The organism is Mesorhizobium sp. M8A.F.Ca.ET.208.01.1.1, assembly GCF_004791315.1.
GTDB lineage: Bacteria > Pseudomonadota > Alphaproteobacteria > Rhizobiales > Rhizobiaceae > Mesorhizobium.
Window position 1 is genome coordinate 1 of sequence record NZ_SRUT01000224.1, and the last position, 321, is coordinate 321.

1 pseudogene is annotated in these 321 nt (G+C 64.5%); it reads right to left on the reverse strand.

Annotated features, from left to right (window positions below):
• Positions 1–321, reverse strand: a pseudogene (locus EN851_RS35030) (RtcB family protein); the annotation flags it as partial.

Genomic DNA, 321 nt, shown 5'->3' on the forward strand with positions numbered 1-321 from the left:
GCTCCGCCATGTTGAGCGGGATCAGCGTCAGATCGGTCGCGTCGCCGGCCCAGCCGTCGAAGGCCGGTGTGGCGCCTTTGCCGTGGTAGAACAGCCCGTCCGAGCGGCGGAAGACGAAGTTGTGCTCATTCCAGAACCGGTCCGAGACCTTCGCCGACAGCTTTTCGGCCGCGAGATCATGGATGAGCATATGGTTGCCCTTGGTCCATTCGCGGATCACCTGCAGGGCTTCCCAATACTCATCGCCTTCCCGCGTGTCGGCCGGGATCCAGGCGTTCTGCGGCAAGGTCTCCGGCGACAGCGTCTTGCGCACGCCTTCGG